Source organism: Paenochrobactrum gallinarii, from assembly GCF_014205685.1.
GTDB classification, from domain to species: domain Bacteria; phylum Pseudomonadota; class Alphaproteobacteria; order Rhizobiales; family Rhizobiaceae; genus Paenochrobactrum; species Paenochrobactrum gallinarii.
Genome location: NZ_JACIIU010000005.1, coordinates 43,857 through 64,572 on the forward strand (window position 1 = coordinate 43,857; position 20,716 = coordinate 64,572).

General features: G+C 48.8%; 18 protein-coding genes. 10 read left to right on the forward strand and 8 right to left on the reverse strand.

From position 1 onward, the window contains the following. Window positions 1-18: 18 nt before the first annotated feature. From FHS77_RS07460 to phnD, 3 genes are all read right to left on the reverse strand, one after another. Window positions 19-1,104, reverse strand: a complete 1,086-nt coding sequence (locus tag FHS77_RS07460; protein ID WP_184221923.1) for an ABC transporter ATP-binding protein — start codon at window positions 1,102-1,104, stop codon at window positions 19-21. Further along, complete coding sequence (locus FHS77_RS07465) at window positions 1,104-2,900, reverse strand: ABC transporter permease (protein WP_184221925.1); 1,797 nt, start codon at window positions 2,898-2,900, stop codon at window positions 1,104-1,106. The genes FHS77_RS07460 and FHS77_RS07465 overlap by 1 nt, the downstream gene beginning before the upstream one ends. 180 nt (window positions 2,901-3,080) lie before the next feature. Beyond that, entirely contained in the window at window positions 3,081-4,055 is a 975-nt protein-coding gene (gene phnD, locus FHS77_RS07470) for a phosphate/phosphite/phosphonate ABC transporter substrate-binding protein (protein ID WP_184221927.1), read from the reverse strand. A gap of 107 nt (window positions 4,056-4,162) precedes the next feature. Here phnD and FHS77_RS07475 point away from each other — a divergent pair, with 107 nt between their 5' ends. The 3 genes from FHS77_RS07475 to FHS77_RS07485 are packed head-to-tail and all read left to right on the forward strand — an operon-like array spanning window position 4,163 to window position 7,273. Further along, window positions 4,163-4,834, forward strand: a complete 672-nt coding sequence (locus FHS77_RS07475) for a response regulator transcription factor (protein WP_184221930.1) — start codon at window positions 4,163-4,165, stop codon at window positions 4,832-4,834. A 19-nt stretch (window positions 4,835-4,853) separates the two neighbouring features. Next, window positions 4,854-6,269 (forward strand): sensor histidine kinase, encoded by a 1,416-nt coding sequence (locus FHS77_RS07480; RefSeq protein WP_184221932.1) that lies wholly within the window; start codon window positions 4,854-4,856, stop codon window positions 6,267-6,269. Continuing rightward, on the forward strand, window positions 6,266-7,273 hold the full coding sequence (locus FHS77_RS07485; RefSeq protein WP_184221934.1) for an ABC transporter substrate-binding protein: 1,008 nt from the start codon (window positions 6,266-6,268) through the stop codon (window positions 7,271-7,273). Before FHS77_RS07480 ends, FHS77_RS07485 begins: the two co-directional genes overlap by 4 nt. A gap of 49 nt (window positions 7,274-7,322) precedes the next feature. Here the strand turns inward: FHS77_RS07485 and FHS77_RS07490 are convergent, their stop codons facing one another. From FHS77_RS07490 to FHS77_RS07505, 4 genes are all read right to left on the reverse strand, one after another. Continuing rightward, complete coding sequence (locus FHS77_RS07490; protein WP_210307065.1) at window positions 7,323-7,895, reverse strand: DoxX family protein; 573 nt, start codon at window positions 7,893-7,895, stop codon at window positions 7,323-7,325. A 136-nt stretch (window positions 7,896-8,031) separates the two neighbouring features. Next, entirely contained in the window at window positions 8,032-8,730 is a 699-nt protein-coding gene (locus tag FHS77_RS07495; RefSeq protein WP_184221936.1) for an amino acid racemase, read from the reverse strand. Window positions 8,731-9,415: 685 nt separating this feature from the next. After that, on the reverse strand, window positions 9,416-10,993 hold the full coding sequence (locus tag FHS77_RS07500) for an ABC transporter substrate-binding protein (RefSeq protein WP_184221938.1): 1,578 nt from the start codon (window positions 10,991-10,993) through the stop codon (window positions 9,416-9,418). 28 nt (window positions 10,994-11,021) lie between these two features. After that, on the reverse strand, window positions 11,022-11,600 hold the full coding sequence (locus FHS77_RS07505) for a MarR family winged helix-turn-helix transcriptional regulator (protein WP_184221941.1): 579 nt from the start codon (window positions 11,598-11,600) through the stop codon (window positions 11,022-11,024). A 183-nt stretch (window positions 11,601-11,783) separates the two neighbouring features. On the opposite strand from FHS77_RS07505, the gene FHS77_RS07510 reads away from it, so the two are divergent. The 4 genes from FHS77_RS07510 to FHS77_RS07525 all read left to right on the forward strand — a co-directional run bounded on the left by FHS77_RS07510 (window position 11,784) and on the right by FHS77_RS07525 (window position 16,125). Then, window positions 11,784-12,491: a creatininase family protein gene (locus FHS77_RS07510; protein WP_184221943.1), complete on the forward strand. Its 708-nt coding sequence runs from the start codon at window positions 11,784-11,786 to the stop codon at window positions 12,489-12,491. Window positions 12,492-12,599: 108 nt separating this feature from the next. Continuing rightward, window positions 12,600-13,574, forward strand: a complete 975-nt coding sequence (locus FHS77_RS07515) for an ABC transporter permease (RefSeq protein ID WP_184221945.1) — start codon at window positions 12,600-12,602, stop codon at window positions 13,572-13,574. Then, window positions 13,574-14,455 carry an ABC transporter permease gene (locus FHS77_RS07520; RefSeq protein WP_184221947.1) on the forward strand — a complete coding sequence of 294 codons (882 nt, stop codon included), beginning with the start codon at window positions 13,574-13,576 and terminating at the stop codon, window positions 14,453-14,455. Before FHS77_RS07515 ends, FHS77_RS07520 begins: the two co-directional genes overlap by 1 nt. Beyond that, complete coding sequence (locus tag FHS77_RS07525; RefSeq protein WP_184221949.1) at window positions 14,452-16,125, forward strand: dipeptide ABC transporter ATP-binding protein; 1,674 nt, start codon at window positions 14,452-14,454, stop codon at window positions 16,123-16,125. Before FHS77_RS07520 ends, FHS77_RS07525 begins: the two co-directional genes overlap by 4 nt. Window positions 16,126-16,173: 48 nt before the next feature. Here FHS77_RS07525 and FHS77_RS07530 read toward each other — a convergent pair whose 3' ends face one another. Beyond that, entirely contained in the window at window positions 16,174-16,749 is a 576-nt protein-coding gene (locus FHS77_RS07530; protein WP_184221951.1) for a LuxR family transcriptional regulator, read from the reverse strand. A gap of 104 nt (window positions 16,750-16,853) precedes the next feature. Here FHS77_RS07530 and FHS77_RS07535 point away from each other — a divergent pair, with 104 nt between their 5' ends. The 3 genes from FHS77_RS07535 to dctP are packed head-to-tail and all read left to right on the forward strand — an operon-like array spanning window position 16,854 to window position 20,697. Continuing rightward, entirely contained in the window at window positions 16,854-18,026 is a 1,173-nt protein-coding gene (locus FHS77_RS07535) for an acetyl-CoA acetyltransferase (RefSeq protein WP_184221953.1), read from the forward strand. Between the two features lie 11 nt (window positions 18,027-18,037). After that, window positions 18,038-19,555, forward strand: a complete 1,518-nt coding sequence (locus FHS77_RS07540; protein ID WP_184221955.1) for a class I adenylate-forming enzyme family protein — start codon at window positions 18,038-18,040, stop codon at window positions 19,553-19,555. A gap of 53 nt (window positions 19,556-19,608) precedes the next feature. Continuing rightward, entirely contained in the window at window positions 19,609-20,697 is a 1,089-nt protein-coding gene (gene dctP / locus FHS77_RS07545) for a TRAP transporter substrate-binding protein DctP (RefSeq protein WP_184221957.1), read from the forward strand. The last annotated feature ends 19 nt before the right edge of the window (window positions 20,698-20,716 follow it).

Here is a 20,716-nt window from a genome sequence, read left to right on the forward strand (position 1 = left end):
AAAACACTTGCGGTATTCTCAGCCGCTGATGCGTTTACCTCCACCGTCGAACACATGAATATGGTTTGCTTCGACTGTGATCCAGATTTCTTCCCCGGCTTTTTGTGCCGGAGCGTCTGAAATGATTGCGAAATATTGTTCGTCTTGAACCGCTAATTCCACGATCCAGCTGCCGCCGGTCGGCACAATATCAACAATTTTAGCAGCACATGCGCCCTCAACAGCTTGCGCGCTGATGCGGACAGATTCAGGACGAATACCGACAGAGCCAACCTTGGCCGCATCGATTTTCTGTGCAGCCAAAAGGCTACGGGTCCAATTTGCCAATGCGCCTTTATTGGTGTCGTTCAGCTCGGTAATATTAATCGGCAGATTACCAATGAACTCCGCCACAAAACGATTGGCCGGACGCTCATAAATATCATCCGGTGTGCCAAGCTGCTGCAATTCACCTTCACTCATCACAGCGATAGTGGTTGCAAGGGTCATGGCTTCCCACTGGTCATGGGTCACAAAGACAACAGTTGAGCCCATTTCCTGATGGATGCGCTTCAATTCAGCACGCATTTCAAGGCGCAGTTTTGCATCCAGATTGGAAAGCGGTTCATCAAGCAGAATGATTTCTGGCTTCAACGCCAGCATTCGGGCAAGTGCAACACGCTGCTGCTGACCACCGGACATCTGCGCTGGCAAACGATCACGATAGCGCTCAATACCTAGCTTTTGCAGCACATCATTGACGATCTGGTCGCGTTCCGGCTTTGCAACTTTGTGCAGTTTCAAGCCAAACTCGACATTTTCCACGACTGTCATATGAGGCCAGAGTGCATAGTTCTGGAACACCAGACCCATGCCGCGTTTTTCCGGCGGTACATAAATGCCGTCATCAACAGAGACGATCTTTTTGCCATCGACCAGTATCTGGCCTTCGGTTGGAAATTCCAATCCCGCAATCATCCGCAAAGTGGTGGTTTTACCACAACCGGACGGCCCGAGCAGGCACAGAAATTCTGATTTAGGAATTTCCAGTGTAAGTTTTTCGACTGCAGCGCGGGTGGCTTTGCCGTAGCTTTTTCTGATATCGCGAAGTGTAATACTCGACATTATTTGCCTCCCAATCCGTCAGATAATTTACTGTTGGTGAGTTTTTGAACGATGATCGTGCCGCCAAAAGCGATGACGCAGATCATCAGGACGACAGCATTGGCAGCCTGTGAATAGCTGTAATCAACAAGGCGCAATGCATAAGTTGTAAGAACGTCAGTGCCCGGAACAGCCAGCACCACAACAAGGCTCAAACCTTTGATGCCGGAGATAAAGGGCAGCAGAATTCCGGAAACGAGCGAACCTTTTTGAATTGGTGCCACGATGGAAACCAAGCGTCTCCAGAAACCGGCACCAACAATCTGCCCTGCTTCTTCCGGTGCCTTGCCAAGCTGCATCATCGCGGAAATACCGGCACGGGATGCAAATGGCATCTGGTCAGCCAGAATAGCCAGAACCAACAGAATTGGCGTGCCGTAAAGAGCTGGCAATGGTCCGCGCTGCACTGCAAACATGGTCAGATAAGCAGCAGCAAATGCAATGCCGGGCACAAGATATGGCAGGAAGGTGACCTGTCGCAAGAATGTGCCAAGCATTGTCAAAGGTGTGCGCGCCACCACATAGCCGACCAAAAGACCAAGCAGACCTGCACCCAATGCGGCGGAACCAACGATCCAAAGCGTATTCCATGTTGCACGCCAGAATTCACCGGTGAGCAAAATACCATGGCTCATTGCCGTTGTTTTCAGATCGCTGCCAATCCAGAAATCAAGGGTGAAATTATCGAGTGCAAAGACGCCCGGTACACGCATGATGGTGGTCAGGAACAGCGCCATCAACGGGATGAATGCACTGATGATAAACATCAGCATAGCAAAACTGAAAGCCGGAAGGCGGAAGCGTCCAAGCTCGGTCTGGCGGTTCATCGAACCTTTATTACCGATTGTCACAAATCGACGGGCTTCTTTAAGCAGATACATATCGAGGAAAATCGAAATACTGCCCAAAATCACGATGGTCGCAGCCAGAACTGCGCTCATGCCAGCCTGACTGGTGGAAATTGTACGGAAAAGCGAAGTCGCCAAAACGTCAAAACCAACCGGTACGCCCAAAATATAGGCCACACCAAAATCGCCCAAGCATTTGGCGAAAATCAGCGTCGCGGCCGATACGATCGCTGGCTTCATCAGCGGTAAGATAATCCGCCGTGCGATCAGAAATTTACCCGCACCCATAATACGGGCGGAATCTTCCAGTGTTGAATCAAACTGACGCAGTGCATTGCCAAAAAGCAAAATGACAAATGGCGTATAATGCATCGCCAAAATCAGCATGATCGGCAACATGCCATAAGCCAGCCAGTCCGGCGGCGCAAAACCTAAGCCTTCCATCCAGCTTGGCTGACCACCCGTGGTGCGGTTTTTAAAAAGCGTTAGCCACGCAAGCGCAAATGTCCATGAAGGTAGCATATAAGGTACGATCAAAGCGGTGGAAAACCACTTTTTACCCGGTAAATTGGTACGGCTTAAAAGCCATGCCAGCGGCATACCGGTTGCAAGGGCAAAGAGAATTGAGCCCACAGCAATGATCGCAGTGTTCCAAAGCGGACGCCAGAAAATATCGGTCGAAATCGGCGAAAACAGTGCACGATTGATATAATATAAGGTCAGCTCGCCAATTTGCTGGCCGGAACGGGCACGATCTGCAAACTGAACCAGTACCGCATCCGACAACAGCAACACAATTGGCGCGACAATCAGATAGGCAAAAACAACAGACAAAACGATCCCGATCATTGTCGTCGGGTCGGAATTGTAGACCTTATGTTTATATATCAGGTTCTTGTAATAACTCATGGTTTCTCCACTTTGAGCCGGGGCTCCCCCTTTAAAACTCCACTCATTTTTAACAGTGGAATTTCAACTGGTTATATGCTGGCTGGGTGCAGGAATTGTTGTTTTAATCCGCGCTTGGCCTGACCTTATAAAAGGGGCTTTGCAATTGACTTTTGCCTGATAGATCAACGCTCGATAAACTCATGGAAGCATTGCCCCCGCTTGCTTGTTTACCTCGCGCACCACAGACCATGCGGGTGCGTATTCAATCGGAATAAAATGGTCATCCCCCTGAAACTCAGCTTTCATTTCGGGGGTAAATGTAAAATTGAAAAAGCAGCGTTTCATATCGTCCACCAATGTAGGTGCAAGATTATGCGCATAGGCAAAAGAAGATGTCGGAAAGAGATCGCTTTGATAAATAAGGCGCACTGCATCGCGCTTGACAAGGCCGCGCTCCATCATGCGTTCCAGCACATCGGAGGCAACCGCCGCCATATCATAATCGCCCGCCACAACACCTAAGATTGATTTATCATGACCGCCCGACATAATCGGCGCATAATCCTGCACCGGTGTCAGGCCATGTTTTGGAAACAATGCACGGGGCGCAACATTGCCCGAATTGGAGAAAAGCGAGGCGTGAGCAATACGCTTGCCCTTCAGATCGCTTAAATTTTCATAAGGTGAATCAGCGCGCACAACCGCTACCAGACGATAGCCACGCATCTGATTGCCCGAGCCTTTTGCGGCAAATGGCACAGCACCCGCCCGATTAACCGCTTCAATTGTAGGCCCCGTTGAAAAACCGGCAAAATGCAACCGACCGGAGCGCATGGCTTCCACTTCATCAGCACTTGACTGGATCGGGTAATAGACGATCTGTCTGGCTAAACAAGCTTCCAGATGCTGCGTAAAAGGCTTGAACAAGCGGGCATAAACGGCCGGATCTTCAATCGGCGAATAAGCCCAGACAAGGGTTTGCGGATCGCGCCATTGGGATGGATCTTTCGGCGCATCGGCTACGAGGTCGTTGTTCTCATCGCAATAACGCTCATCAAGCGCACCACGATTGGCGCAAGCGCTCTCAGCCGCAGAAGCAACGCTTAACTGCAGTCCGATAATCGCTCCGGTTATAGCAATACCAACAAGGTATGCCATTTTGCGCCAGAACATTTCTTCCTCCCAACCCCGTTTTTATGTTACAGTTTGATATTGGTATCTAAAAACAATACCAATTCTTCCTGTCAGAATCCTGTCATTATGGAAACTTTACACCTCTCATGCGTATCCTTCTCATTGAAGACACCATCGACATTGCCTTTGCCATTGCCTCAAAGCTTGAAAAAGAAGGCTATCATGTCACCACTGTTTATGATGGTGCAGAAGGTGAGGAACTGGCAGTAAACGGCTCTTTTGACTTGATTGTGCTGGATATTAACCTACCCCGCCGAGATGGTTTTGAGATTTTGCGCAGCATGCGCGAGCAGTCTTTATCTTCACCGGTTTTAGTCATCACGGCACGCAATCAAATTACCGATAAAATTGATCTTTTAGAGCTTGGTGCGGATGATTATTTGGTTAAACCGTTTGATTTACGTGAGCTGGTGGCGCGAATCCGTGCGGTTGCCAGACGCCATATGGGCGTGGCCCAACCGCTTATCCGGCTTGGCGATCTGACTATAAATTTAAGCCAGCGCTCCGTGATGCATGGTGAGGAACCACTGGATTTCGGCAAGCGTGAATTTGACGTACTAGAAATGCTGGCAACCCGTTTTAATGTCACCGTGCCCAAAGATATGCTGGTGCTCAAACTTTTCGGCCATGAAGATACCGGCACGCCAAATGCCATTGAATTGCTGATATCACGCGTACGCAAGAAGCTTGAAAACAGCAGTTTAGAAATTGTAACGCAGCGCAGTGTTGGCTATTTATTACGCCTTAAAGCCAGCTGACTGACGCCCGGCAGATCCTATGTCACAAGCAACCGCCAAGCCCGTTCTGAATAAAGAATATTCCATCCAGCGCCGCATCATGATGGGTGGCGGGCTGACACTGCTTGCGGTTACGATTGTGCTGTTTTTTCTTGGCCGCCTTTATGCGCAACGCGCTGCTGATGAAGCTTTTGACCGTGTTTTGGGCGCTGCCGCACTTTCAATTGCCGATACAATCACCTTGCAAGACGGGGCTTTAAGCGTTGACCTGCCCCACTCCGCCTTTGCAATTTTAGGCACTTCACGCCTGAACCGCATTTTTTACCGTGTGGTGACACCTGATGGTAATTTGCTCACCGGCTCGCCTATTTTGGGGCTTGAGCTTGCCCATGGCACCAATAATCATTTACGCCTCAGCGATAGTGTCTATCGTGGAGAAAAAATTCGTATTGCCGCTGTTGCGCGTTATCATAGTGATGCACAAGGCGGCGGCTGGGTGGATGTACTGGTGGGCGAAACCCGTGAAGCGCGCGACCAGCTCACTCTGCAATTAAGCCTTAATACAATTTTGCCAGTTTTAGGTGTCGCCCTGCTGGCGATAGCACTTATTTGGTTTGCGATCCGCTTGGCTTTCCGCCCGTTACAAATTGTTGAAGCGAATTTACGCCAACGCTCATCAGCCGATCTTAATCCGGTTTCGGGTGCTATTCCAAAAGAAGTTAGTGCGCTTGTCTCCGCATTGAATGATTTTATGGCGCGCCTCAATAGTTTGCTGGACGGCCTTAAAATGGTAACGGCTGATGCCGCCCATCAAATGCGCACACCTTTAACGGCACTGCGTGCTTTAACCGAACTGTCACTGGAAGAAAGCGACGCTAAGAGACGGCATGAAATTCTCACCCGTATTCATGCCAATTCAATCAGCGCCAGCCTGCTTGCCAACCAGCTTTTATCTGAAGCCACGACATTGCACAGTATCCAGTCACGCAAGCTTGAACTGATTGATCTCCTGCAAGTGGTGCAGGAAGCAATCCGCCGGTTGCGCGCTGAAGGTAATTATCAAGATTTACAAAAAACCATCCGACTGGATGCCACACAAAAAGCTTTTTATCTTTATGGTGAGCCGGTCAGTTTGCGTGAAATGATCCGCAATATTATTGAAAATGCACTGATCCATGCCCCCGGCCCTATTGATATCAGCCTGAGCGAGAACAATAACCTCATCGCACTTGGTGTGCATGACAAAGGTGCAGGCTTTACCGCAGCTATGAAGGAACGGGCTTTTGAGCGTTTTGTTCGCGCGGATCAAACCAAGCCCGGATCTGGCCTCGGTCTTTCAATTGCCAAAATGGTGGCTGAAGCCGTCGGCGGCCACATTGAGCTGCAAGACCGCGAAGGCGGCGGCACCAGTGTTATTGTGACATTACCTGCTGCTCATCCGGAGGACGCGCAATGAAGCACTTTTTCTTGCATATCATCCTCACCTTCTTTTTGGTCAATATAGCAGTTGCTCAAAATAATGCCGGTTCTTTGCCGCAATTTCTCATTGTCGGCGATATAGCGCCTGAAACAATTGCACCACTGATTAAAGGCTTAGATCAGCATTTACCCAATGCCACGATCAAATATAAGCAGGTGAGCCCTGGTGAATGGACATCCAGATTGCTGGCCGGTGCAGAAGAAGCCAATAGCGCCGATCTCATCATCCTCTCCACACCAGACCTGGCTGTTCTGATTGCCAATGAAGGTGCAGCGCAACAACATAGCTCAATCACGCGCAATGCCGCACTGCCCTCACGAGCCCATTGGCGCAATGAATTATTCAGCATCGGCTTTGACCCTGCCGTCACTATTGTCAGGCGCAGTGTTTTGGACAATGAACTGCCGACAACACGTATCGAATTAGCGCGCTTGATGGAACAAAATCCGCAGCGCTTTCAACGTCGCGTTGGCCTTGTTAATATCGGCATTGATAATGGCAGTTATACGCTGGCGGCGCAGGATTCCATCCGCTCGCCGCTTTTCTGGCGCATCGTACGCGCTTTCGGTGCCTCACAAGCTCGCATCTACGATGACAATGAAGAACTATTGCAAGCTTTATCCGATGGGCGCATTGATCTGGCCTATAATGTGCCGCTTTCTTACATCACCAAATGGCAACATAATGCAGAAGAACTAACAGTTATTCTGCCTCGTGACTATGTTGTGGCATTGCCTTGGACAGCACTCATTCCGCTTAAAAGCAAGCAGGCCGCAGAAGCAGAGCAGGCAATCACATTTTTATTTTCGCCTGCCGGACAGGTCATCTTGCAGCAAACAGGGCTGGTATCAGCCACCAGCCCGTCAAATCTTGCTTCATTACAGCCAGTCGAATTGGGTCCCGAATTGCTGGTTTATTTAGATGCCCTGAAACGCACCCGCTTTTTGGACACCTGGTTCCAGCTGGTTGTGCATGAATGAATTGAGGGAGACTAAAGCCTCCCTCAATTCATATAAGACTATAAGGACTTTAAAATTCTTTGCGCAATGCTCTGTCCACAGAGAGCTTGCCGCCGCCAAAAGCTGCAATAATAGCCGCACCAGCCGTCCAGAAAATCGAGTTAAACTCAGCTTTCATCTGAACCTGCTCCAAAAATGCCGCGCCGCCATCTATCAAAAGGCGCGCCTGACCTTCAGCAGTCAGATATTCCAGATTGTCTTTTAAGAAAGCAATCCCTTCCGGTGTCAGAAATGCGTCGCCATAAGGGCGGGTAACATGGAAGTAAATGGTCATCGCCAGCATCACTGCATTAGCGAGCGCAACCGGACGGGTTAAAAAGCCAATGACGATCAGGAAACCGCCGACAAATTGCATGACTGCCAGCAATGGCGAGAAGAACCAGCCCGGATAAAGGCCAAAGCCTTCAACAAAACCAACCTGCCCAAAAGGATTAAGAATTTTTGGCCAGCCTTCAACCATCAAAAGTCCGCCGATAATCAGACGAAACACCACCCAGCCAATCGGCTGCGCGACGTTATGATAGAAAGAAGACATGAATGGCAAAATCAACCGCTCGCGCGGGCCGGATGTCATTTCTTCCATGATGCATCTCCTCATATAGAAATAGAATAAAATCTGTCCCAAGACCTTCGACCATCAAAGATGACGATCATGTATAATGCAGCTTAAACAGATTTTCTGTCATTCATCTATAGGAATTAATGCTAGTATACTGCAGTTAACCGGCCAAGGAGTGCTCGACAGCGGCTTCTGCGTGAATGGTTGTCGTGTCATAAACTGGCACAGAACTATCACTTTGTTTGACGAGCAACATGATCTCTGTACAGCCTAAAATTATCGCTTGTGCACCACGCGCAACGAGACGATCAATGATCTCGCGATAAGCCAGTCGGGAGCTTTCATTCACGATGCCCTGCACCAATTCATCATAGATGATCTGATGCACAATTTTGCGATCGTCATCATCGGGCACCAAAACATCAAAACCATGTTTATTGATAAGCCGGCCTTTATAAAAGTCCTGCTCCATGGTGAAGGCCGTTCCAAGCAATCCGACTTTGCTTAAACCTGCTTTCTTCATGCGCTCGGCAGTCGGATCGGCAATATGTAACAGTGGAATATTAATCGCAGCCTGAACATCATCGGCCATACGATGCATTGTATTAGTACAAATAACCACAAAATCAGCACCACCACGCTCTAATCGCTGTGCGGCTTTGATCATTTCCTGCGTTGCATCGTCCCAGTGCCCTGTACTTTGCAAAGCTTCAATCTCGGCAAAATCAAAAGACCACATCAGACATTGTGCCGAGCGTAAGCCACCCAATCTTTCTCTGACCAGTTCATTGATTATACGATAATATTCTGCCGAGCTTTCCCAGCTCATACCACCGATCAGGCCGATAATCTTTTGCACTAAGCTAACCCCAGTTAACGCCTCAATAAATATCAGTACAACAAGTGAAAATTATTTAACGGACAAATTTCCTCTCAATTGACGAAATGTATAGAAGCAATAATATATACCACCCCAAAACAGTCCAGCCAGCAACCCCGAAAGGGACACATGAAGCAGACTGTAAGATATATTACTACTGAATTCCGGCTTGACTACCTTTAATGCTGAAAAAAATAAGTTATGCAAAAACTAAACAATATTAATGCCAGCGGAAACCACGAACCTTGCATGATCAGTTCATTATTTTGATTAATAATTATAGGGCGAAAATTTTTATTTATAATAAATCCAATCAAAATTCCAATCGATAACGTGAACGAAAATAAAATTAACGATAAAAACACGTATGATAAATCAACAACAATAGAATATATGGACCAAGATATAAACATCACAGGCAATATAAATATTTTCTTTAAATCAACTTTACTCTCATTGAAACTTTTAAGTCCGCTAATAATAAGAAATGCTAAAAGTGGCCACACCCAAACTGGCGTATTTCTAATATATTCTATAGCAATCATAAATTTCATCCATCCAATATTAATATTCAAAACATATTGGATGTAATTTAATTCATATTTTTTATTAAGAAACAACAAAAATAGCCCGCTTTAAGCGGGCTATTTCATATTTGAGCAGCTTATTTCACCGGCTTGATATTCATAGCCAATGTGTCTTCATCCGCACGCGGCGTTAAAGTAACCTTGTCTTTTTTAACCGCCCATGCGTTGAGCAAAATGGCCAATGGCAGGTCAGGACGATCAGTCGCTACAAGATTGTTGGCTTTTTCCAGCAATGTGCGGCGTTCATCTGCATTCATTGCGGCAGCCGCATCTTCAATCAGCTTATCCATCTCAGGGTTAGCATAACCACGCACGTTAAATGCGCCGAGTGATTTTTCCGGCTCATTAGAATGCATCAGCGATGAAAGCATGTAGTTTGCTTCACCGGTCAATGTGCCCCAGCTTGCCATGTAGAGTGAATATTCACCGCGGGTTTTAGCAGGGTTGAACACAGCCGCAGGCACACCATTAACTTCGGCGTTGATACCAATTGCAGCCAGCATCTGAGCAATAGTCGGCCCCAACTCGTTTGGCATACGGTCATTGGCATAGCTCAAAGTAATTTTGAAACCATCCGGATAACCAGCTTCTGCCAACAATTCTTTCGCGCGCTGAACATTATATTCAGGTGCTGTAAGCGACTTGTCATAGCCAAAGATATTGGACGTCACCAACTGTGTTGGAACTGCCGCCATACCTTCAAGCGCGAATTCTACGATCGTTTCGCGATCAACGGCCAGATCAAAAGCTTCACGGACACGCGGGTCAAGAAGCGGGTTTTTATCCAGTTTCTTGCCGCTCTTATCCCATACCATCGGACTGTTTTCGCGGAAATCGAATTCCAGATAGCTGATATAGATGCTTTCATGCTTGGTAACTGTAAGCGATGAATCTTGTTCCAATACCGGCACATCGGAAGCCGGAACCTTGGAAATTACATCAACCTGACCAGCCTTAAGCTGAGCAACGCGTGCTGCATCATTTGGGATTTCCTTGCGGATTACACGATCCCAAGGCTGTTTCTCACCCCAATAGCCATCAAAACGCTCAACAACCAGATCCTGTGTCGGTGCCCATGAAACAAATTTATACGGGCCGGTACCAATCGTTGCTTTACCGCTGTTAAAACCTTCAGCTGCAGTTTCCTGCGTCGAATAATCGGCAGCCGCCTTGTGCGAGGTGATGAACAAACGAATGAAATCATTTGGCAATGTAGGTGCAGCTGAATTGGTCGTCACACGCACAGTCAGCGGATCAATAACTTCAACAGATTTCACACGGCGCACAAAAATGGTTGCCGGATTAGGGCCGGTTACATGCGGAATGCGTTCAATGGAAAATTTAACATCTTCAGCGGTAAAATCGGAACCATCGTGGAATTTAACGCCATCACGCAGTTTAAACTCCCATGTGGTGTCATCGAGAGCTTCCCAGCTCAGCGCCAAAGAAGGTTCCAGTTCCAGATTGTCGCCTGAACGGATCAGCGTATCAAAAATATGTTTGGTTGCTTCAGCATTCGCTGCAGTTGCAGTAAAATGCGGATCCATTGAAGCCGGGCCTGACTTAACAGCCATAACCAGATCAGCAGCAAAAAGCTGACCGGCGCTAAACAGCAATGTTGTGCCAAGCATAAATGCGCGCAATGTGTGTTTCATTTTAGGTTCCCAGTTCCCTGTTTGCTATTCATTCAAAGTAGTCGTCACTATCAGCGTCACCCGATGTGATTGTTTCCGGCCAGTCGCGCGAAGCGATGACGAGTTTGGCAAGTATGTCCGAGAGCATCATGCGCTCGGCAGGACTTAATGCTTCAAGCATCAGGCGTTCACGTTCCAGCATCGGCGCCATCTTGGCTTCCACCACAGCGCGCCCCGCCTCTGTCAGGCACAAGACAACACGGCGTAAATCCGCAGCGTCTTCTTCACGATGAACGAGCTTCAGCCGTGTCAGCTTTTTTGTGGCACGGCTTAAAGTATTTTTGGGAAAACCAGAGCCTGCAACCACTTCAGAAAGGGTCGTCCGGTCACGTAGAAACAGTGAATAGAGCACCACAAATTCCGGCCGCAATAGATCGTGGTCAGCACCGATCATGCCGTAAACAGGATTGTTGTAATGCAGCGCTAAATAATTGATCCGAAACGAAAGCCAGCACGGATTTTCCCACAATTTTGTGTGCAGAATATCACTCTCGCTGAGCCTGTCGTCACTTACTTCACTTCGCCCTGCACGCCCCTCCAGCAGAGCGATTTCCACCCGCTTTTCCATCGCCCCTCCCGATAAGCAATTTAACAATTAAGTTCCATTTAGAACAAGATAATGCTAGTTTCAGGAATGTCAAACGTAATTTTTGTTCCAATTGGAACTTGTCTGTGCAATAAATTACGAATATTAGTTTTTTCAGATCCCGCGGCTGAGACTCGGGAAACCTTGGGATGAGAGGAATTTTATATGCATATTAACGCCATGAACTGGGCTCAGGTTGAAGAGCGCGTCAAGCATGACGACCGCTGCATTTTGCCAATCGGCAGCGTTGAGCAGCACGCCCGTCTGAGCCTCGGGACAGATATGATTCTGGCTGAAAAAGTGTCTCTGGATGCAGCCGAACCACTCGGCGTTCCGGTCTTTCCGGTTGTGCCTTACGGCCTTGCTTCAAGCTTTGAAGATTTTCCGGGCACAGTGTCTTTCAGCCTGCGCACTTACATCGGCGTTATCGAAGATATTCTCGACAGCATTTACCGTTCCGGCTTCCGCCGTATTCTGATCGTCAACGGTCATGGCGGTAATACGCCTGCTGGCACAGTTGTGTCTGAATGGCTGAACCGCAACCGTGATGCCAGCGTGAAAATGCATGATTGGTGGCGCGCACCAAAAACCATGGGCAAGGTGCTGGAAATTGATAATCGCGCTTCGCACGCATCATGGATGGAAAACTTTCCGTGGACCCGTCTTGAAGGTGTGGACCAGCCGGATCATGCAGTGGAGCGCGCTGATTATGCAGGCATGGCACGCGTTGATGCCGGCCGCAAACGCGCCATGCTGGAAGCCACCGAAGGTAATTATCAGGGGCTCTTTGTACGTCCTGATGAAGACATGCTGGCAATTTGGGATGTGGCCGTGCGCGAAACCCGCGATGAGCTGGAAAACGGCTGGCACTAATCAATTTTACCATAGTTTTCAGGCGGATCACCTCCGCCTGAAAACTACAAGAAACGAAGCGGAAAAAGCAGCCAGGCTGCACATGATCCGCTTGGGGGAGCACTGCTGATGATTGCATTTATTGTCAGACGTTTATGGCAAGCCATCCTGATTATGCTTGTCATGTCATTATTAGTTTTTATGGGCGTATTCGTCATCGGCAACCCTGTCGATGTGCTGATCTCGCCTGATGCAACGCAGGAAATCCGTGATCGCGTTATTGCGCAATACGGCTTGGATTTGCCGGTTTGGCAGCAATATCTGCAATTTATGAACAATCTGCTGCATGGCGATTTAGGACGTTCTTTCGTTTATAATATGCCGGTTGGAGAACTGATTGCATCGCGTTTGCCAGCCACTGCGGAGCTGGCATTGACGGCCGTTTTCATGGCCAGCCTGATCGGCATTCCGCTTGGTATTTATGCAGGATACAAACCGGATAGCTGGGGCTCCAAAACCATTATGGCATTGTCCATTTTGGGCTTTTCGGTGCCGACATTCTGGATCGGGCTGATGCTGATTATGGTTTTTGCAGTTCAACTCGGCATAATGCCAGCTGGTGGTCGCGGTGAAACCGTTTCGGTTTTTGGCGTGCCTTTAAGCTTTCTGACCATTGACGGCTTGCACCATCTGGCCTTGCCGGCGATCAACCTGTCCTTGTTTAAATTGTCCTTGATGATCCGTCTGGCCGCCTCCGGCACGCGGGAAATCATGCTGACCGATACGATCAAATTTGCCCGTGCTGCCGGTATTAACGAGCGCACCATTTTGCGTCGTCACGTTCTGCGCCTGATTTCCATTCCGCTTGTCACCGTCTTTGGCTTGGAGCTTGGCTCAACCGTTGCCTTTGCCGTGGTCACGGAAACAATTTACTCATGGCCGGGCTTGGGCAAGCTCATCATTGACAGTATCACATCGCTCGATCGTCCTGTCATGGTCGCCTATCTCATGCTGGTGTCATTGCTGTTTATCACGATTAATCTGATTGTGGATCTTTCCTATGCTTTGCTTGATCCGCGCATGCGTCAGGAGGCAAGCAAATAATGGCTTTACTCAATAGCAGATCATTACAATTCTGGTCAGAGTTTAAACGCCATCCGGTGCCGGTCATTGCCGCTCTCGTGGTTCTGGTCATCATTTTACTGGCAGTTTTTGCGCCCCTCATCGCGCCGCAAGATCCTTACGATCTTTCAAGCCTCGTTTTACGTGACGGCAGACGTGCCCCCGGCTATGTCGGCCAAGGCGGATATGTCCATCTGTTAGGCACTGATGGTCAGGGACGCGATCTTTTCTCGGCCATTCTTTATGGTTTGCGCATTTCCTTACAAATGGGGCTGCTGGCGGGCGCTATTGCTTTCACCATCGGTGCGCTTGTTGGCTCAAGTGCTGCCTATATTGGCGGACGATTTGAGAGCTTCATCATGCGTGTCATCGACTTGCAGCTTTCATTTCCGGCAATTTTGTTAGCCTTTGTGGTTGCAGCTTTGCTTGGACAAGGCAAAAGCCAGTTGATTATCGCACTCGTCTTTTCGCAATATGCTTATTTTGTTCGCACCGCCCATGGGGCAGCGGCAGCAGAACGCAATAAAGATTATGTCGAAGCAGCCTTGTCTGTGCCGATGAGCGGTTGGTTTATCGTCACCCGTCACATTTTGCCTAATGCCTTGCCACCATTGATCGTTGTGGCAACAGTTCAGGTGGCATCTGCCATTTCACTGGAAGCAACACTTTCATTCCTGGGCGTTGGCCTGCCACCGACAGAACCATCACTCGGCATGCTCATTTCCAACGGTTTCCAGTACTTATTGTCTGGTCGTTACTGGATTTCGATCTATCCGGGTCTGGCACTCATCGTTCTGATTATGGCGATCAATCTTGTTGGTGATCAAATTCGTGACCAACTGAATCCGAGGTTGAACAAATGACGGCACATCTTCTTGAAGTTACCGATCTGCATACGCATTTCGAAACCCGTGCCGGCACAGTCAAATCTGTCGATGGCGTTTCCTTCTATCTTGAGCGCGGCGAAATCTTAGGTCTGGTGGGTGAATCCGGTTCGGGTAAATCCATCACCGGCTTCTCGCTGATTGGTCTGATTGATAAGCCTGGCCGCATTAAGAAAGGCTCCATTAAGCTGGAAGGCCGTGAGCTTGTCGGTTTAAGCGATAGCGATTTGCGCAAACTTCGCGGTCGTGAAATCTCGATGGTTTTTCAAGACCCGATGATGACGCTTAATCCGGTGCTGACCGTGCTTGATCAGATGACACTGGCACTGCGCGCGCATGAAACAATCTCTGATAAAGATGCACGTATCCGTTGTGTGGAAGCATTGCGCCGTGTGCGCATTGTTGATCCCGAGCATAAGGTGGATTTTTATCCGCACCAGTTTTCTGGCGGCATGCGCCAGCGTGTAGCGATTGCTATCGCGCTGCTGCATAATCCAAAAGTTGTGATTGCAGACGAACCGACAACGGCACTTGATGTTTCTGTACAGGCGGAAATTCTCACCGAAGTAAAAGCACTGGTTGCAGAGCTTGGCATTTCGATGATCTGGATCAGCCATGATCTGGCAACAGTTGCCTCGATTTCGCAGCGCATTGCCGTGATGAAATCAGGAAAAATCATCGAAACCGGCCCTGCTGCCGAGGTTTTGAAAGCTCCGAGCCATCCTTACACACAAGGTTTGCTGGATGCCTTGCCATCACGCTCCAAGCCAGGTCAGATGCTCGGCAAAGTAAGTGATGAAGAGCTGGCAGCGCTTTCTGACACAGCTCCTGTTATCGTTGAAGACCCTGATTTTGTGACCGTTAAAGGTGCCGTTAAACGCTTTGAGCGCAAGCCCGACCTTTGGGGAAAACTGGGGCAGAAAATCGGCCTCATAAAGCCTAAAAAGCCAATCATTGCTGTCAGTGATGTAAATATTTCCATCGCGCGCGGTGAAGCTTTAGGCTTGGTGGGTGAATCCGGCTCCGGCAAATCCACGCTCGGGCGTATGGTATGCGGTATTTATCAGCCGACAGAAGGCGAAATCCGGTTGGCTGGCCAGCCGGTAATGTCGGAAAGCGGCAATAAGCTGACAACGAAAGTGCAGATGATCTTTCAGGATCCGTTTGCTTCACTTGATCCGCGCCGTACTGTCGGACAATCCATCGCTGAAGGCCCGATTGCGCATGGTTTAACCACATCGGCGCAAGCGCGGGACTATGTTGCGCATTGGCTGAAGGCGGTAAGCCTTGATCCGGCTTTTGCAGATCGTTTCCCGCACCAGTTTTCGGGCGGGCAGCGTCAGCGTATTGCCATTGCACGCGCGTTGGCAATGAAACCGGAAGTCATCGTTTGCGATGAACCGGTGGCTTCGCTTGACGTTTCCATTCAGGCGCAAATTCTCAATTTGCTGTTGCGCTTGCGTAAAGAGCTTAACCTGACGCTTCTTTTCATCAGCCATGATCTTTCAGTTGTGCGTCACTTATGTGACCGCATTATCGTTATGCATCACGGTAAAATTGTTGAGGAAGGCATGGCAGAAGACATTTTCGAGGCACCGCAAAAGCCTTATACAAAAATGCTTCTCAACGCGATCCCGAAGCTGGCTTAAAGCCATTTGCTAAATCTAAAAATGCGGCTGAACCATCAGCCGCATTTTTTAATGATCAGCATCGCGCACAAAAATTTTTGAAATCAGCTGAGCTGTATTACTGGCATTTAGTTTACGCATCACAGCTGCGCGATGCACCTCAACTGTGCGGTGTGATATGCCAAGCATAACACCAATATCTTTTGAGGAAGAACCGTTCACAATATGCTGCGCCACTTCACGTTCGCGCGGTGTTAAATCCGATGCAGGGCTTACCTCTGCCGTCAGTCGTTCAAATGTCCAGACCATGAGTTCAAATGGCTTTTCGAGCGTCAATGTACGCCCTCGGGCGCGCGCCCAAAACACTTCCCCACCACGATATTGCATGAAGCGTTCATCGGCATAACGCGGACGACTTTTAAGCCAGCGGAGCCACCGCTCACCCGTTGCATCATAGTCAAATTTTGATGGATAAAGCACCCGAACAGATTGCCCGACCAGCTCATTGACAGGCCAGCCAAACAGCTCAAGAACTTCTTTGTTACAGGCTTTAATTTGGCGATTACTCAATATCAAAACAGCAATCGGCGCCTCCTGAAAAGCAATTTCCATGAGTTGATCAGCGCTTAAGCCACTGTAATTCATGAACTTCTCCCAAAACATGAAATACGTATAGTTCTACGTAGTACTACGAATAGACGAAGCTTGTCTATTCCGCTTTTCTGTTAAAGGGATGAGGAGAAGCAGTCATGAATAAGACTATTTATATCACCGGATCGGGTCACACCAAATTCGGCAAGCTGACAGAAAACTTAGAACAGCTGATCGTGCAAGCCACGCGCGAAGCATTGAGCGAAGCTGCCATTCCGGCCAGCGAAATTGATGCTGTTTTCTTAGGTCATTTCAATTCAGGTCTTGTCAGCGACGGCTTTGCATCCTCTCTCATTCATCAAGCTGATCCTGCATTGCGCTTCACGCCGGCAGCGCGCTGCGAGAATGCCTGCGCCTCCGGTGCAGCAGCTATTCATGCCGGTATTAATGCGATCTTAAGCGGTAAAGCACGTCATGTTCTGGTGGTCGGCGCCGAAAAGATGACCCATCGCACCACAGCCGATGTCACAACGGCTCTGGCTGGTGCAGGTTATCAAAACGATGCAGAAGAAGCAGCTCTCAGCTTTCCTCAGGTTTTTGGCGTAGCCGCCCGTGCTTACACGGAGCGCTATGGTAACCCGCTCACTGCAATGGCGCATATTGCAGCCAAAAATCATCATAATGCAATGAAAAATCCGCTGGCACAGATGCAACGTGATTTGGGCTTTGAAGCCTGCAACACTGTCAGCGATAAAAACCCATTGATTGCCCCTCCCTTGAGGCTCACTGACTGCTCGCTCGTCACCGATGGTGCGGCGGCCATTGTCTTATCTGTTGCTGATGCAGCAACCGACATGAAACGTCGTGTCCGCATTGCTGCGGCCGAGCATGTCAGTGATTTTCTGCCGATGTCGAGCCGTGACTTCCTTAAATTTGAAGGCCCGCAGCGCGCAATGGCACAGGCCTATAAGCAGGCAGGCGTCACTGTATCCGACATCAATTTTGCTGAAGTACACGACTGCTTCACCATCGCGGAACTGCTGACCTATGAAGCAATGGGATTGGCTCCGGCAGGGCGTGGTGAAGAGGCCATCAAAAATGGCACGGTATTTGCAGATGGTTCACTGCCGGTCAATCTTTCCGGTGGTTTGAAGGCAAAAGGCCATCCGGTTGGCGCCACCGGTGTATCCATGCATGCGCTCGGTTTCCGACAGCTGACACAGCAAGCCGGCGACATTCAGCGTCAGGGCGCTGAATGGGGATTATTATTCAATATGGGCGGCGCAGCCGTTGCCAATTACGCCACCATTCTGCATGCAGACCGCGCCTGAGTAGTATAAAAATGAATATCGCATATTGGCTTTACCAAACAGCCCGCTCATGGCCAAACCGTGAAGCGATTTTGTCAGGCAATGAATGCTTTGCCACTTATGACGCGCTTTTGACACGCACCGCTTCGCTGGCGCATTGGTTGCAGCATCATCACGGTATCAATCGTGGTGACAGAGTGGCGCTTTTTGCGCAAAACTGCCCTGAATATCTGGAAATCATGCACGCAATTTGGTGGTTGGGTGCGATTATTGTCCCAATCAACCATAAACTTCATGCCAAAGAAGCGGCATGGATTATCGTAGATTCAGAAGCCAAAATTATTCTCACGGATGCAGATTGCAACTTTGACGATGCGCCATGCCTGCAAACGGTAATCAAGATAGCTGATGCCGCTTATAATCAAGCGGTTTCAGCAGCCCATCAAGATAAACCGGCTGATTGTGATAGCAACGAAATTGCATGGCTATTTTACACATCCGGCACAACCGGCCGCCCTAAAGGCGTGATGCTCAGCCATAATAATCTTATCCATATGAGCCTTTGTTACAGCCTCGATGTTGATCAGGTTTTTGGTAGTGACACGGCTTTGTATGCAGCCCCTATGTCACATGGTGCCGGTCTTTATAACATGATTTTCATGCGTGCCGGCGCGCGCCATCTAATCCCTGCCTCGAAGGGTTTTGATTCAGCCGAAATCATCGATCTGGCAAAAACACAAAAGAATCTGGTGTTTTTCGCAGCGCCTACTATGGTCAAACGCCTGATCGCTCATTCAAAGACAGTCAATTATCAAGGCGAAGGCATCCGCACGATCATTTATGGCGGCGGGCCAATGTATGCCGCCGATATTGATGAAGCACTTGACTATTTCGGTGATCGCTTTGTGCAAATCTATGGTCAGGGCGAAAGCCCGATGACCATCACCGCTCTGTCGCGCGATCTGGTTAAAGATCAAAGCCACGCCAACTGGCGCTCACGCCGCGCATCTGTTGGCACGGCGCAGGCTTGTGTCAAAGTTGAAATTCGCGACGATAATGGCAAGCCTTTGCCGCATGGTTCCACCGGCGAAATTGCTGTGTTTGGCCAAACCGTCATGCAAGGCTATTGGAATAATCCGGATGCAACCGCCAGTACTTTGAACAATGGCTGGCTGATGACAGGCGATCTTGGTCATCTCGATGAAGATGGTTTTTTGCATCTTACCGATCGATCCAAAGATGTGATTATATCCGGCGGCACCAATATTTACCCGCGTGAAGTAGAAGAAACCCTGCTGCAACATCCAGATGTTTTTGAAGTCGCGGTGATTGGTGTTCCCGATCCTGAATGGGGTGAGAATATTGTCGCTTATATTGTCATGCGCGATGAAAAACCGGCTGAGAAAACACTGCTGGATCATTGGTGCCAATCACACATGGCATCGTTCAAAAAACCAAAAAAATATTTCTTTGTCAAAGAGTTACCAAAGAACAGTTATGGTAAGGTTCTGAAAACAGAACTACGTCAACTGTCGATGGAAAAGAGTTGAAAACATTCGGTTGTGGCGGAGGAACCATGGCCGAAATAAAGGGAGGAAATAAAATGGATAGACGTCATTTTCTTAAAATGTCTGCAGCTCTGGCAGGCACAAGCCTGATGCCATCATTTGCAGGCTCGGCATTTGCCAAAACCTCATTGAAATTCGATAGCTACATTTCAGAAACCGCAGGCCCTTCATGGATTGATGAATGGTTTATGAAAGAGCTTGAAACACGCACCAATGGTGAAGTTTCCATCCGCCGTTATTGGGCAGGCAGCCTCAATAAAGTCGGCGAACATCTGGCAGCAGTGCGTGACAAGACATCAGAAATGTCACTGATTTCACCGGGGTATTATCAGGTTGAATTGCCTGTTACCCGTGGCCTGGAATGGTATTTCCGCATGGAGCGCGCTGATAGTTTGCAGCTTGTTTGCCGTGATGTTTACGAGCAATTTGAACCCCTGCGTGATGAGTGGGAAAAACGCCACCGTGCAAAAGTTCTTTATTGGACAAACTGGAACTACGCACCACTTGTGATGCGCGATCCGATCAACTCCATTGATGATATCAAGGGCAAGAAAATCCGTGGTTACGGCATTGCAACCGATGTGATTGAACGCCTTGGTGGCATTGCTGTTCCAATGGCCGCACCGGATGTTTATCAAGCGCTCGAACGCGGCGTACTTGATGGCGTTTACGGTTTCGATTTTGTCACGGCCGTTGCTTACAAGCTGCATGAAGTTGCGCCAAACTTCTACGACATTGGCGACGGCCCCCATGCTCCGGCAACAACTGTTATGAATATCGATGTCTGGAATGGTCTTTCACCTGACGTCCAACAGGTTGCCAAAGAATTAGCTGACGAACTTTACGCGGGTAAATTCACTGAAATTTACGACAAAGTGCTGCTTGACTACGTGAAGAAAGTTACAGCTGAAGGCGGTAAACTTTACACACTGTCTGATGAAGAAAAAGCTCGCGCCAAAGCTTTGGTACAACCGGCTGAAGTGCAGGCCTGGGTGGACACTGTCGCAAAACCAGCCGGTATTGACGGTGCAGCGATGCAAAAACTCATTGACGCAGCAATCGAAAAACACGCGCCACAAGGCAAAATGCTGCGTCCATACGAGATTGCCCAATCTCTGAAATAACAGACTGCTTTATGTCGCC